Origin of the sequence: Paucilactobacillus nenjiangensis, from assembly GCF_008632615.1 — a bacterium.
Taxonomy (GTDB): Bacteria; Bacillota; Bacilli; order Lactobacillales; family Lactobacillaceae; genus Paucilactobacillus; species Paucilactobacillus nenjiangensis.
In genome coordinates, this window is record NZ_CP043939.1 from 709378 (window position 1) to 722102 (window position 12725).

A 12725-nucleotide genomic window follows, 5' to 3' on the forward strand; every position below is an offset into this window, starting at 1 on the left:
TAAATTCTAGTATTATAGATAAGTACTTGAGCTTTCGAAGGGGTGAATGTTGCTCCCGGGTGGGTTCAAGACATGAAGAGCGGTGATGTGAAAGATTGCGACACACCCGGACGCTTTGCCACAGGATGTGGCGGTAACTTTCACGGAGCTAGTCAAATTTTTAAAAATTGACGAAGGAGGGAACAAAATGGCAAACCAAAAGATTCGTATTCGTTTGAAGGCTTATGAACATCGTATTTTAGACCAGTCTGCTGACAAGATTGTCGAGACTGCGAAACGTACAGGTGCATCAATTTCAGGTCCGATTCCGCTACCAACGGAACGTACTTTATACACGGTGCTCCGTTCACCACATAAGCATAAGGATTCACGTGAACAATTTGAAATGCGTACTCACAAGCGTTTGATTGACATCGTAAATCCAACACCTAAGACAGTTGATTCATTAATGAAACTCGACTTGCCTAGTGGTGTAGATATCGAAATCAAGCTTTAATCTAGAAAAAATTACAAAATATTGGAGGTGTACTCATGACCAAAGGAATCTTAGGAAAAAAAGTCGGTATGACACAAGTATTTACTGAATCTGGTGAATTAGTGCCTGTCACTGTTGTGGACGTCACACCTAACGTTGTTTTACAACTTAAAACAGTTGAAAATGATGGTTACAATGCCGTTCAATTAGGATTCGACGATAAACGCGAATTCTTAAGCAACAAACCCGAACAAGGTCATGTAGCAAAAGCAAAAACTACTCCTAAGCGCTTCATTAGTGAAATACGAGACGCTGAATTAGGAGAGGACATTACAGTCGGTGGCGAAATCAACGCTTCATTATTTGAAGCTGGTGAAGCCGTTGACGTAACTGGAACCACAAAGGGACACGGTTATCAAGGTAACATCCATAAGGATGGCCAACAACGTGGACCTATGTCTCATGGTTCTCGTTATCATCGTCGTCCAGGTTCACTCGGTGCTGTTATTAACCGTGTGTTCAAGGGTAAAGCACTACCAGGTCGCATGGGTGGAAACACTGTTACAATGCAAAACCTTAAGATCGTTCGTGCTGATACAGACAACAACGTATTGTTAATTAAGGGGAATGTTCCTGGTGCTAACAAGTCATACGTTACAATTACAAATTCAGTTAAAGCTTTCACTAAGAAAAATCTTAGCAAGCAAGCAAACAAAGCTTAAGGAAGGAGGAACTAGGTAATGACAACAAGCGTTGCATTATATAAACAAGATGGTAAAGAAAACGGCTCAGTTGATTTGAATGCTGATGTGTTCGGTATCGAACCAAACGAAAGTGTTGTTTTCGACGCAATTCTACGTCAACGTGCTTCATTACGCCAAGGTACACATGCGGTTAAAAATCGTAGTGCTGTCCGCGGTGGTGGTAAGAAGCCATGGCGTCAAAAAGGAACTGGTCGTGCTCGTCAAGGATCAATCCGTTCACCACAATGGCGTGGCGGTGGTATCGTCTTCGGACCTACACCACGTTCATACAGCTACAAGTTACCTCAAAAGGTTCGTCAGTTAGCTATGAAGTCAGTACTTTCACAGAAAGTTATTGATAACGGCCTCGTCGTCGTTGATTCATTGAAGCTTGACGCTCCTAAGACAAAAGACTTTGCAGCTGTTCTAAACAACTTAAAAGTTTCTGAAAAAACTTTATTAGTACTTGATGAAAGCAGTGAAAATGTTGAATTATCTGCACGTAACTTACCAAACGTTACAGTAGTTAGTGCATCTGGTGTCAATATTTTAAATGTAGTTAATAACACTAAGTTAGTAATTACTCAAGCAGCTCTTTCTCAAGTAGAGGAGGTACTCGCATAATGGAAGCACGCGAAATTATTTTACGTCCAGTGATTACCGAAGCATCAATGGCAACAATGGATGATAAGCGCTACACATTCGATGTTGATGTACGAGCTACCAAGACACAAGTTAAAAAAGCTATTGAAGAAATCTTCGAAGTTAAAGTTGTGCAAGTTAACATCATGAATGTTCGCGGTAAGTTAAAGCGCCAAGGTCGTTACGCCGGTTATACTAAAAAGCGTCGTAAGGCAATTGTTACTTTATCTGCCGATTCAAAAGAAATTAAATTATTCAACGAAGAATAATTAATAATTAAGATAGGAGGAAAAAATAGTGGGAATTCGTAAATACAAACCAACCACTAATGGTCGACGTAATATGACTGGTTCTGACTTTGAAGAAATTACAAAGACAACTCCAGAAAAATCATTATTGTCACCATTGAGCCACACCGCTGGTCGTAACAGTTATGGTAAAATTACTGTTCGTCATCGTGGTGGTGGTACAAAGCGCCAATATCGTGTTATTGATTTCAAACGTATCAAAGACAACGTTCCAGCAACCGTTAAGGCAATCGAATATGATCCTAACCGTACAGCAAATATTGCATTGTTAGTATATGCTGATGGTATCAAGTCATACATCATTGCTCCTAAGGGATTAGAAGTTGGCATGCAAGTTCAATCTGGACCTGATGCTGATATCAAAGTTGGTAACTCATTACCATTGTCAAACATTCCTGTTGGTACTGTGGTACACAACATCGAATTAAAACCAGGTAAAGGTGGTCAACTTGCTCGTTCAGCAGGTGCCTCAGCTCAATTACTTGGTAAGGAAGGTAAGTACGTCCTTGTACGTTTATCTTCAGCTGAAGTTCGTATGGTTCTTGCAACTTGTCGTGCCACTGTCGGTTCTGTTGGTAATGAACAACATGAATTGATTAACATTGGTAAGGCCGGTCGTAAGCGTTACTCTGGTCAACGTCCTCATGTTCGTGGATCTGTAATGAACCCTAACGATCATCCACACGGTGGTGGTGAAGGTAAAGCTCCAGTTGGTCGTCCATCACCTCTATCACCATGGGGTAAGAAAACTGCTGGTAAGAAGACACGTTCACACAACGCGCGTTCAAGCAAGTTTATCGTTCGTGGTCGCAAACGTGGTCCACATACTCGTTAATAAGTTATTGATAACTAAACGTCCGAGAGGAGGATACAAACAATGGGTCGTAGTTTAAAAAAGGGACCTTTTGCTGATGCTCATCTTTTAAAGAAAGTTGAAGCTCAAGCTGATTCTGAAAAGAAAACGGTCATCAAGACATGGTCTCGTCGCTCAACAATTTTCCCTAGTTTTATTGGGTTAACATTTGCTGTATATGATGGTCGCAAGCACGTACCAGTTTATGTTCAAGAAGACATGGTTGGACACAAGCTCGGAGAATTTGTACCAACCCGTACTTATCGTGGACATGGTACTGACGATAAGAAGACGGTTAAAAAATAAAGGAGGGTGAATTAATATGGCAGAACAAATTACATCAGCTAAAGCTGTTGCACGTACTGTTCGTGTGTCAGCACGTAAAGTTAGTTTAGTACTTGATACTATTCGTGGCAAAAGCGTCGCTGAAGCATTTGCAATTTTGAAGTTCACTCCTCGTGGTGCCGCTTCAGATATTGAAAAAGTTTTAAAATCTGCTGTTGCAAACGCTGAAAATAACTTTGATTTAGATCGCGAATCATTGGTTGTTAGCGAAACATTTGCAAACGAAGGTCCAACGCTCAAGCGTTTCCGTCCTCGTGCAAAGGGTTCAGCTTCACCAATTAATAAGCGTACAAGTCACATTACAGTGGTTGTATCAGAAAAATAGGAGGAACAGCTAGTGGGTCAAAAGATTAATCCAACGGGTTTCCGTGTTGGTGTCATTCACGATTGGCAAGCCAAATGGTATGCTGAAAAAGAATTCGCCACATATCTAAATGAAGATTTAAAAATCCGCAAATATATCACTAAACGACTTGCAGAAGCCTCTGTTTCAACCGTTGAAATTGAACGTGCCGCAAATCGCGTTAACGTTTCAATTCATACTGCCAAGCCAGGAATGGTTATTGGTAAGGGTGGTGCAGAAGTTGAAGCACTTCGTAAAGAATTAAACAATCTTACAGGTAAGAGAGTTCACATTAACATTGTTGAAATCAAAAAACCTGATTTGGATGCTCACCTTGTCGGTGAAAGTATTGCTCGTCAATTAGAAGCACGTGTTGCTTTCCGTCGCGCTATGCGTGGAGCAATGCAACGTAGTATGCGTTCTGGTGCCAAGGGTATTAAAACCCAAGTTGCTGGTCGTTTAAACGGTGCTGATATGTCACGTGTTGAATCATATTCAGAAGGAACTGTTCCTTTGCACACATTGCGTGCTGATATTGATTATTCATGGGACGAAGCAATGACAACATACGGTAAATTAGGTGTTAAAACTTGGATTTACCGTGGGGAAATTCTCCCTGAAAAGAAAGGCGTTAACAAAAACGCTGCAGAGCAAGGAGGGAAATAAACATGCTAGTACCAAAACGAGTAAAGCATCGTCGTGAACATCGTGGACATATGCGTGGTGAAGCCAAGGGTGGCAAGTCAGTTACTTTCGGTGATTACGGTTTACAAGCTTTAGATTCACATTGGATCTCAAACCGTCAAATCGAAGCTGCACGTATCGCTATGACACGTTACATGAAACGTGGTGGGAAAGTTTGGATTAAAATTTTCCCTCACAAATCTTACACTGCTAAAGGTGTAGGTGTTCGTATGGGTAATGGTAAGGGTGCTCCTGAAGGATGGGTAGCTCCAGTTAAACGTAGTACTGTAATGTTTGAAGTTGGTGGCGTTTCTGAAGAAACAGCCCGTGAAGCATTACGTTTGGCAGGCCACAAGTTGCCAGTACGCGTTAAGATCGTAAAACGTGAGGAAGTAGGTGGCGAAACAAATGAAGACTAAGAATTTTGTCCAAGAACTTAATGGACTAACCACTGCTGAAATGCTTGCAAAAGAAAAAGAATTGAAAGATCAATTGTTTAACTTGCGTTTCCAACTTGCCACAGGCCAATTGGAAAACACTGCAAGTCTCAAGCAAGTTCGTAAGGACATTGCACGAGTAAAAACAGTTCTTCGTCAACAAGAATTGAACAAATAGAATACGAAAAGGAGGACTAACGCATGAGTGAAGAACGTAATGCTCGTAAAACATATCAAGGTCGCGTTGTTTCAGATAAGATGGATAAGACAATTACTGTTGTTATCGAAACATATAAAAGTGATCCAGTTTACGGTAAGCGTGTGAAGTATTCAAAGAAATTCTATGCGCATGATGAAAATAATGAAGCTAGTACCGGTGATATTGTTAAGATTATGGAAACACGACCTTTGTCCGCTAAAAAGCGTTTCCGTCTCTTATCAATTGTCGAAAAAGCAGTTATTATCTAAATCAACACTGAAATTCGTATTCTGATATGAAGATGGAAGGAGGACACTAACCGTGATTCAACAAGAAAGTCGGTTGAAAGTTGCCGATAACTCAGGTGCCCGCGAAATTTTGGTAATCAAAATTTTAGGTGGCTCACGTGTCAAAACAGGTAACATTGGTGACATTATCGTTGCTACTGTAAAACAAGCAACACCAGGTGGCGTTGTCAAAAAGGGAGACGTTGTTAAAGCTGTTGTCGTTCGTACAAAAGCTGGTCTTCGTCGTAACGACGGTTCATACATCAAGTTTGATGAAAATGCAGCCGTACTTATTAAAGATGACAAGAGTCCCCAAGGAACACGTATCTTTGGACCAATCGCACGTGAACTACGTGATGATGACTTCATGAAGATCGTTTCATTGGCTCCTGAAGTGTTGTAAACTCATCTAATTAATAAGGAGGTGCACATCACAATGTTTGTAAAAACTGGTGATAAAGTCCGCGTCATTGCAGGTAAAGATAAAGGCAAAGAAGGAACTATTAAAGAACTCTTTGTCAAAGACAACCGTGTAATCGTCGAAGGCATTAATATGATTAAGAAACATCAAAAACCAAGTAACGCATATCCACAAGGTGGAATGATCGACAAGGAAGCTCCAATTAATGCATCAAATGTGATGCTTATTGATCCTTCAAACAACGAACCTACTCGTGTAGGCTACTCAGTTGTTGATGGTAAAAAAGTTCGAGTTTCTAAAAAATCTGGTCAAGCTATCGATTAATTCTTAAAGAAAGGAGGACCAACTTTTCATGGTAAACCGTTTGAAGGAAAAATACGTTAATGAAATTACCCCTTCATTAATTGAAAAATTCAACTACAGTTCAGTAATGCAAACACCTAAGATCGACAAGATCGTTCTTAACATGGGTGTTGGTGATGCAACTACAAACGCAAAGAACTTGGATGAAGCCGTTGCAGAACTTAGCTTAATCTCTGGTCAAAAACCTTTGATTACAAAAGCTAAGAAATCAATCGCCGGATTCCGTCTTCGTGAAGGTATGTCAATCGGTGCTAAGGTCACATTACGTGGCGAACGCATGTATGACTTCCTTGACAAACTAGTTAATGTTTCACTTCCTCGTGTTCGTGATTTCCGTGGTGTCAGCAACAAAGCGTTTGACGGCCGTGGTAACTACACACTTGGTGTACGTGAACAACTAATTTTCCCAGAAATCAACTTTGATAATGTTAATCGTGTTCGCGGATTGGATATTGTTATTGTAACAACTGCTCAATCTGACGAAGAATCACGTGAACTTTTGGCACAATTAGGTATGCCATTTGCTAAATAAATAAGGAGGTTCCACACATTGGCAAAAAAATCTCAAATTGCTAAGAACAAGCGTCCAGCTAAGTATTCAACACAAGCTTACACACGTTGTGAACGTTGTGGTCGTCCACATTCTGTTTATCAAAAATTCCATTTATGCCGAATTTGCTTGCGTGAACTTGCCCATAAGGGACAAATTCCTGGTATGAAAAAGGCCAGCTGGTAAAAATAAAACACAAACAGAAGGAGGATAAACTTCGATGTCAATGACTGATCCTATTGCAGATTTCTTAACTCGTATTCGTAATGCCAACATGGTACACCACGAATCACTTGAAGTTCCTGCATCTAAAATTAAAAAAGACATTGCTGAAATCTTGAAAAACGAAGGTTTCGTTCGCGATGTTGAATATATCGAAGATGATAAGCAAGGTATTATTCGTGTATTCTTGAAGTATGGTAAGAATAACGAACGCGTTATCACTGGATTGAAACGTATCTCTAAACCAGGTTTACGTTCATACGTTAAATCAGATTCTGTTCCTAAGGTTCTTAACGGACTTGGAATTGCAATCATCTCAACATCAGAAGGTGTTGTTACAGATAAAGAAGCTCGCGCCAAGAAAATTGGTGGAGAAGTTATCGCTTATATTTGGTAAAAAGTCTATTAAGTAAGGAGGTGCACAAATGAGTCGTATTGGTTATAAAACTATTGAATTGCCAGCCGGTGTTGAAGTTAAACGCGACGGTGATATCGTTAGTGTTAAAGGACCTAAGGGAGAATTAAGTCGTACTGTTTCATCAATCATTCCTATGACTGTTGAAGGTAACGAAGTTAAGTTCACTCGTCCAGATGACAACAACAAAACTCGTGCTATCCACGGTACTACACGTGCCAATGTGAATAACATGGTTGAAGGTGTTGTTAATGGTTTCTCAAAAACATTGAAGTTAGTCGGTGTTGGTTATCGTGCACAATTGCAAGGTAAAAAGTTAACATTGGCTGTGGGTTACTCACATCCAGTTGATTTTGATACACCTGAAGGATTGTCACTTGAAGTTCCTGACAACACTACAATTAAAATCGCAGGTATCGACAAGCAAGCCGTTGGAGACTTCGCTGCTGAAGTACGTGCAATTCGTTCACCTGAACCATATAAGGGTAAAGGTATTCGTTACGAAGATGAAATCGTTCGTCGTAAGGAAGGTAAGACTGGTAAATAGTCTTAGCTAGAAAAATTAAAATAAAGAGGTAAATTGTTGTGATTTCTAAACCAGACAAGAATCAAACCCGCCAACACCGTCATATGCGTGTTCGTGGTAAAATTTCTGGTACTGCTGAGCGCCCACGCTTAAATGTATACCGTTCAAATAAAAACATCTACGCTCAATTAATTGATGACGTAGCGGGTGTGACGCTAGCAAGTGCCTCAACAATCGATAAAGAAGTTAGTGGTGACACTAAATCTGACCAAGCCGCTTCAGTTGGTGCTTTAATTGCCAAACGCGGTACTGAAAAGAAGATTTCAGACGTAGTATTTGATCGTGGTGGATATTTATATCATGGTCGTGTTCAAGCCTTGGCTGAAGCTGCGCGTGAAAACGGACTTAAATTCTAAAAGAAGGAGGAAGACCCGTAATGGAATTCATTGATCCAGCAAAATTAGATCTTGAAGATAATGTAGTTGCAATCAACCGTATCACAAAGGTTGTTAAAGGTGGTCGTCGTCTTCGTTTCTCTGCTCTTGTAGTAGTTGGAGACAAACACGGAATTGTTGGCTTTGGTACTGGTAAAGCTCAAGAAGTACCTGAAGCAATTCGTAAAGCAATCGAAGCCGCTAAAAAGAACTTGATCAAAGTTCCTATTGTTGGCACAACATTGCCACACGAAATTATTGGTGTTTACGGTGGTGGACGTATCTTATTGAAGCCAGCCGTTGAAGGTTCTGGAGTTGCCGCTGGTGGTGCCGTTCGTTCCGTGATGGAACTTGCAGGTATCGCTGATGTTACTTCAAAACGTCTTGGTTCAAACACACCAGTTAACGTTATTCGTGCAACATTCGAAGGACTTAGAGGTCTTAAGAATGCCGAAGAAGTTTCAGCATTACGTGGTGTTTCACTCGAACACTTAGCGAAATAGGAGGACAATTATAATGGCTCAAGTAAAAATTACGTTAGTTCGTAGTGCCACTCATCGTCTTCCAGCTCAACGTGCAATCGTTAAGTCACTAGGGTTGGGACGCGTAAATAGCTCTGTTATCAAACCTGATAACGCAGCAACTCGTGGCGCTATTTTTAAAATTGCGCACTTGATTTCTATCGAAGAAGTTAAGTAATAACTATTAAACAAAGGAGGTGCCTATAGTAATGAAGTTACATGAATTAAAACCTACTGAAGGTTCACGTGGCGTTCGTAACCGTCTTGGACGCGGAACATCATCTGGTAACGGTAAGACTGCAGGCCGTGGCCAAAAAGGTCAAAAGGCTCGTGGAAAGACTCGTGTTGGATTTGAAGGGGGCCAAATGCCTCTTTACCGTCGTATTCCAAAACGTGGATTTACTAACATTAGCCGCAAGGAATATGCACTCGTTAACTTGTCAACTCTTGATCAATTTGATGATGGTGCAGAAATTACACCAGCATTGTTAGTCGAATCAGGTGCTGTAAGTAAAGAAAAGAATGGCATCAAAATTCTAGGAAACGGTCAATTGTCTAAAAAGCTTACAGTTAAAGCAAGCAAGTTCTCTGCTTCAGCTGTTGCAGCAATTGAAGCCGCAGGTGGTAAAACTGAGGTGATCTAATGTTCACAACTATCATGAATTCATTCAAAGTAAAAGAAATCAGAGGTAAGATTTTATTTACTTTGTTTGTTTTGATTGTGTATCGACTTGGTTCATTTATCACCGTTCCTGGGGTAAATGCAGCCGCATTAACACAAATTTCATCAACTGGGCTTGCTTCAATCTTGAACACGTTTAGTGGTGGTGGTTTGCAAAACTACTCATTGTTCGCAATGGGTGTTTCTCCATACATCACCGCACAAATCGTGGTTCAACTCTTACAAATGGATATTGTTCCGAAATTTGTTGAGTGGAGCAAGCAAGGTGAAGTCGGACGAAGAAAACTAAATCAAGCAACGCGTTGGTTGACTATTGTACTTGGCTTCGTTCAATCGATCGGGATTACCGCCGGATTTAACTCCCTCAGTACTCTCAAATTGGTTGAAAATCCAAATACACAAACTTACTTAACAATTGGTTTGATTTTAACAGCCGGAACTATGCTTGCCACATGGATGGGTGATATGATCACTGAACGAGGACTTGGTAATGGAGTTTCCATGCTAATCTTTGCTGGTATCATTGCTCAAATGCCATCAGCCATCAAACAATTGTGGAACGATCAAATTACTGGTGCTTCTGGAAACGACTTATGGATGGGAATTGGTTTTATTGCGTTAGTCGTTGTTGCAATCTTGGTCGTTGTTACATTTGTTACTTGGGTTCAACAGGCAGAACGCCGACTACCAATCCAATATACACGTCGTACCACCGTCGCTCCTGAAAGTAGTTATTTACCATTAAGGATTAACGTGGCCGGAGTTATCCCAGTTATTTTCGCTGGTTCATTTATTTCGACACCACAGACCATCTTGATGGCATTCCAACAAAATCATAGTGGTGATACTTGGTACCAAGTTATGACTAACATCTTTAGTATGCAAACCACAGCTGGTAGCTCGTTGTATATTTTCTTGATTGTTGTCTTTACATTCTTCTATGCCTTCGTTCAGGTTAATCCTGAAAAGTTGTCAGAGAGTTTGCAAAAACAAGGCAGTTATATTCCTGGGGTTTGGCCCGGTAAAGGTACCCAAGATTATATTTCTTCATTGTTGATGCGTTTGAGTACGGTCGGAGCATTATTCTTAGGATTTGTTTCCTTAATTCCACTTGTTGCTAGCAACGTTTGGAACCTGAGCCAATCAATTGGTTTAGGTGGTACGAGTCTTTTGATTGTTGTTCAAATCGCCTTAGATGTTATCAAACAACTTAACGGTTTAATGATGAAACGAGAATATATTGGATTTATCCATGATTAATTATTTAGCTTGCTAGGAGGATTTGAGAATGAGTACAATGAATCTCATTTTAATGGGACTCCCTGGTGCCGGTAAAGGCACCCAGGCAGATAAAATTATTAAAGAGTTTGATATTCCACATATTTCGACTGGTGACATTTTCCGTGCCGCTATGAAAAACGAAACCCCTATGGGATTGAAGGCTAAAGGTTTTATTGACAAAGGTGAATTGGTTCCTGATGAAGTTACCAATGGCATTGTCAAAGAACGATTAGCTGAAGATGACACAAAGGACGGATTCATGCTTGACGGATTTCCTCGTAACTTGGTTCAAGCCAATGCCTTGGATGAAATGTTAGCTGAATCTGATCGTCAATTAGACGCAGTAATCAATATTGACGTTAAACCAGATGTCTTAGTTGATCGTTTGTCTGGTCGCTTCTTGTGTAGAAACTGTGGCGCTGCATATCACAAACTGTACCATATGCCTAAGGTTGAAGGTACTTGTGATGTCTGTGGTGCTCATGATTTTTATCAACGTGATGATGACAAACCTGAAACTGTTAAAAACCGTCTGTCAGTTAACATTGAAATGAATACTCCACTTGTTGATTTTTATGACAAGAAAGGTGTTCTTCATACCATTAACGGTGATCAAGATATTGAAGTTGTCTATCAAGCTGTTCAAAAAGTATTGACTGCTATCTAGTAAAGCTGTCATTCTTGCGTTGCACATATTCGTGTGTTAAACTATTCAAGGTTTATGCGTAAAAATGATAGTGGATTTTGGTCCGCTATTTTGTGTTGATATTTATTTTACAGCAAGGAGGAACTATTTCTTGGCAAAAGACGACGTTATTGAAATTGAAGGTAAGGTTACGGAAACTTTACCTAACGCTATGTTTAAAGTAGAACTAGAAAACGGTCATGAAATTTTGGCTCATGTTTCTGGTAAAATTCGTATGCATTACATTAAGATTTTACCTGGCGACAGAGTGCAAGTTGAAATGTCTCCATATGACCTATCAAAGGGTCGTATTACATTCCGCTTTAAATAGAGCAGTGTTTTTTATATTTGAACTTTCTAGGAGGTCATTCAAATGAAAGTAAGACCATCAGTTAAGCCAATGTGCGAACACTGTAAAGTGATCAAACGTAATGGCCGTGTTATGGTAATTTGCTCAGCAAATCCAAAGCACAAACAACGACAAGGAAAATAATTTTTTAAATTAGAAACGGAGGTGTACTTAATGGCTCGTTTTGCAGGTATCGATTTACCACGTGACAAGCGTATCGTAATCGGTTTGACATACATTTTTGGAATTGGTGACACTACTGCACAAAAAATCTTAGCAAACGCTGGCGTTTCAGAAGATATTCGTGTTCGTGATTTAACTCCAGACCAAGAAGATAAGATTCGTGTTGAAGTTGATTCATTAAAGGTTGAAGGGGATCTTCGTCGTGAAGTCTCACTTAACATCAAGTCACTTCAAGAAATTGGTTCATACCGTGGTATGCGTCATCGTCGTGGATTGCCCGTTCGTGGACAACACACAAAAAATAACGCCCGTACTCGTAAGGGTAAGGCAGTTACTATCGCCGGTAAGAAGAAGTAATTAATTAAGTAAGGAGGTAAGATATCTTGGCTACAAAAAAAGGTACGCGTAAGCGTCGAGTAAAAAAGAATATTGAATCTGGTGTGGCTCACATCCATTCAACATTTAACAATACATTAGTTATGATTACTGATACGCAAGGAAACGCCGTTGCTTGGTCTTCAGCTGGTTCTTTAGGTTTCAAAGGTAGTCGTAAATCAACACCTTTTGCTGCTCAAATGGCCGCAGAAGCTGCTGGTAAAGCATCAATGGAACACGGTATGAAGACTGTTGAAGTTGCTGTTAAAGGACCTGGTTCAGGCCGTGAAGCTGCAATTCGTGCACTTCAAGCTACTGGACTAGAAGTTAGCGCCATTCGTGACGTTACTCCAGTTCCTCATAATGGTTCTCGTCCTCCAAAGCGTCGTCGTGTTTAATTTA

At 40.3% G+C, this 12725-nt stretch carries 27 protein-coding genes; all 27 read left to right on the forward strand.

Annotated features, from left to right (window positions below):
- Positions 1 to 187: 187 nt before the first annotated feature.
- Positions 188 to 496, forward strand: a complete 309-nt coding sequence (rpsJ, locus tag F0161_RS03550) for a 30S ribosomal protein S10 (RefSeq protein WP_137601062.1) — start codon at positions 188 to 190, stop codon at positions 494 to 496.
- A gap of 35 nt (positions 497 to 531) precedes the next feature.
- Positions 532 to 1197: a 50S ribosomal protein L3 gene (gene rplC, locus F0161_RS03555; protein ID WP_137601063.1), complete on the forward strand. Its 666-nt coding sequence runs from the start codon at positions 532 to 534 to the stop codon at positions 1195 to 1197.
- A gap of 18 nt (positions 1198 to 1215) precedes the next feature.
- Positions 1216 to 1842: a 50S ribosomal protein L4 gene (rplD, locus tag F0161_RS03560; RefSeq protein ID WP_137601064.1), complete on the forward strand. Its 627-nt coding sequence runs from the start codon at positions 1216 to 1218 to the stop codon at positions 1840 to 1842.
- Positions 1842 to 2129, forward strand: a complete 288-nt coding sequence (gene rplW / locus F0161_RS03565) for a 50S ribosomal protein L23 (protein WP_057889772.1) — start codon at positions 1842 to 1844, stop codon at positions 2127 to 2129. Before rplD ends, rplW begins: the two co-directional genes overlap by 1 nt.
- A 28-nt stretch (positions 2130 to 2157) precedes the next feature.
- Positions 2158 to 3003 (forward strand): 50S ribosomal protein L2, encoded by an 846-nt coding sequence (gene rplB, locus F0161_RS03570; protein WP_137601065.1) that lies wholly within the window; start codon positions 2158 to 2160, stop codon positions 3001 to 3003.
- 42 nt (positions 3004 to 3045) lie between these two features.
- Positions 3046 to 3327, forward strand: coding sequence for a 30S ribosomal protein S19 (gene rpsS / locus F0161_RS03575; protein ID WP_057889770.1), 282 nt, complete (start codon positions 3046 to 3048; stop codon positions 3325 to 3327).
- 16 nt (positions 3328 to 3343) lie between these two features.
- Positions 3344 to 3691, forward strand: a complete 348-nt coding sequence (gene rplV, locus F0161_RS03580) for a 50S ribosomal protein L22 (protein ID WP_137601067.1) — start codon at positions 3344 to 3346, stop codon at positions 3689 to 3691.
- 12 nt (positions 3692 to 3703) lie between these two features.
- Positions 3704 to 4375, forward strand: coding sequence for a 30S ribosomal protein S3 (gene rpsC, locus F0161_RS03585; protein WP_137601068.1), 672 nt, complete (start codon positions 3704 to 3706; stop codon positions 4373 to 4375).
- Between the two features lie 2 nt (positions 4376 to 4377).
- Positions 4378 to 4812 carry a 50S ribosomal protein L16 gene (rplP, locus tag F0161_RS03590; RefSeq protein ID WP_137601069.1) on the forward strand — a complete coding sequence of 145 codons (435 nt, stop codon included), beginning with the start codon at positions 4378 to 4380 and terminating at the stop codon, positions 4810 to 4812.
- On the forward strand, positions 4802 to 5008 hold the full coding sequence (gene rpmC / locus F0161_RS03595) for a 50S ribosomal protein L29 (RefSeq protein WP_150203744.1): 207 nt from the start codon (positions 4802 to 4804) through the stop codon (positions 5006 to 5008). Before rplP ends, rpmC begins: the two co-directional genes overlap by 11 nt.
- Before the next feature lie 23 nt (positions 5009 to 5031).
- The gene (gene rpsQ, locus F0161_RS03600) at positions 5032 to 5298 is read left to right on the forward strand and encodes a 30S ribosomal protein S17 (RefSeq protein ID WP_137601071.1); all 267 of its coding nucleotides are present in this window, start codon (positions 5032 to 5034) and stop codon (positions 5296 to 5298) included.
- Between the two features lie 52 nt (positions 5299 to 5350).
- A complete protein-coding gene (gene rplN / locus F0161_RS03605; protein ID WP_057778631.1) occupies positions 5351 to 5719 on the forward strand; it encodes a 50S ribosomal protein L14 in 369 nt (122 codons plus the stop codon).
- 33 nt (positions 5720 to 5752) lie between these two features.
- The gene (gene rplX / locus F0161_RS03610; protein WP_137601072.1) at positions 5753 to 6061 is read left to right on the forward strand and encodes a 50S ribosomal protein L24; all 309 of its coding nucleotides are present in this window, start codon (positions 5753 to 5755) and stop codon (positions 6059 to 6061) included.
- A 28-nt stretch (positions 6062 to 6089) separates the two neighbouring features.
- Positions 6090 to 6632 carry a 50S ribosomal protein L5 gene (gene rplE, locus F0161_RS03615; protein ID WP_150203745.1) on the forward strand — a complete coding sequence of 181 codons (543 nt, stop codon included), beginning with the start codon at positions 6090 to 6092 and terminating at the stop codon, positions 6630 to 6632.
- 18 nt (positions 6633 to 6650) lie between these two features.
- Positions 6651 to 6836 carry a type Z 30S ribosomal protein S14 gene (locus F0161_RS03620; RefSeq protein ID WP_057778624.1) on the forward strand — a complete coding sequence of 62 codons (186 nt, stop codon included), beginning with the start codon at positions 6651 to 6653 and terminating at the stop codon, positions 6834 to 6836.
- Positions 6837 to 6870: 34 nt separating this feature from the next.
- Positions 6871 to 7269, forward strand: coding sequence for a 30S ribosomal protein S8 (gene rpsH, locus F0161_RS03625; protein WP_137601074.1), 399 nt, complete (start codon positions 6871 to 6873; stop codon positions 7267 to 7269).
- A 28-nt stretch (positions 7270 to 7297) separates the two neighbouring features.
- Positions 7298 to 7834, forward strand: a complete 537-nt coding sequence (rplF, locus tag F0161_RS03630; protein ID WP_137601075.1) for a 50S ribosomal protein L6 — start codon at positions 7298 to 7300, stop codon at positions 7832 to 7834.
- A gap of 38 nt (positions 7835 to 7872) precedes the next feature.
- A complete protein-coding gene (gene rplR / locus F0161_RS03635) occupies positions 7873 to 8229 on the forward strand; it encodes a 50S ribosomal protein L18 (RefSeq protein ID WP_137601076.1) in 357 nt (118 codons plus the stop codon).
- Positions 8230 to 8249: 20 nt separating this feature from the next.
- The gene (gene rpsE, locus F0161_RS03640) at positions 8250 to 8750 is read left to right on the forward strand and encodes a 30S ribosomal protein S5 (protein ID WP_137601077.1); all 501 of its coding nucleotides are present in this window, start codon (positions 8250 to 8252) and stop codon (positions 8748 to 8750) included.
- 13 nt (positions 8751 to 8763) lie between these two features.
- Entirely contained in the window at positions 8764 to 8946 is a 183-nt protein-coding gene (rpmD, locus tag F0161_RS03645) for a 50S ribosomal protein L30 (protein ID WP_137601078.1), read from the forward strand.
- A 31-nt stretch (positions 8947 to 8977) separates the two neighbouring features.
- On the forward strand, positions 8978 to 9412 hold the full coding sequence (gene rplO / locus F0161_RS03650; protein WP_137601079.1) for a 50S ribosomal protein L15: 435 nt from the start codon (positions 8978 to 8980) through the stop codon (positions 9410 to 9412).
- On the forward strand, positions 9412 to 10710 hold the full coding sequence (gene secY, locus F0161_RS03655) for a preprotein translocase subunit SecY (RefSeq protein WP_150203746.1): 1299 nt from the start codon (positions 9412 to 9414) through the stop codon (positions 10708 to 10710). The genes rplO and secY overlap by 1 nt, the downstream gene beginning before the upstream one ends.
- Positions 10711 to 10747: 37 nt before the next feature.
- On the forward strand, positions 10748 to 11398 hold the full coding sequence (locus tag F0161_RS03660; RefSeq protein WP_174795629.1) for an adenylate kinase: 651 nt from the start codon (positions 10748 to 10750) through the stop codon (positions 11396 to 11398).
- Between the two features lie 130 nt (positions 11399 to 11528).
- Positions 11529 to 11747 carry a translation initiation factor IF-1 gene (gene infA, locus F0161_RS03665; protein WP_041092824.1) on the forward strand — a complete coding sequence of 73 codons (219 nt, stop codon included), beginning with the start codon at positions 11529 to 11531 and terminating at the stop codon, positions 11745 to 11747.
- A gap of 42 nt (positions 11748 to 11789) precedes the next feature.
- Positions 11790 to 11909, forward strand: a complete 120-nt coding sequence (gene rpmJ, locus F0161_RS03670; protein ID WP_010621648.1) for a 50S ribosomal protein L36 — start codon at positions 11790 to 11792, stop codon at positions 11907 to 11909.
- A gap of 30 nt (positions 11910 to 11939) precedes the next feature.
- Complete coding sequence (gene rpsM / locus F0161_RS03675) at positions 11940 to 12305, forward strand: 30S ribosomal protein S13 (protein WP_137601082.1); 366 nt, start codon at positions 11940 to 11942, stop codon at positions 12303 to 12305.
- Positions 12306 to 12331: 26 nt separating this feature from the next.
- A complete protein-coding gene (gene rpsK / locus F0161_RS03680) occupies positions 12332 to 12721 on the forward strand; it encodes a 30S ribosomal protein S11 (protein WP_137601083.1) in 390 nt (129 codons plus the stop codon).
- The last annotated feature ends 4 nt before the right edge of the window (positions 12722 to 12725 follow it).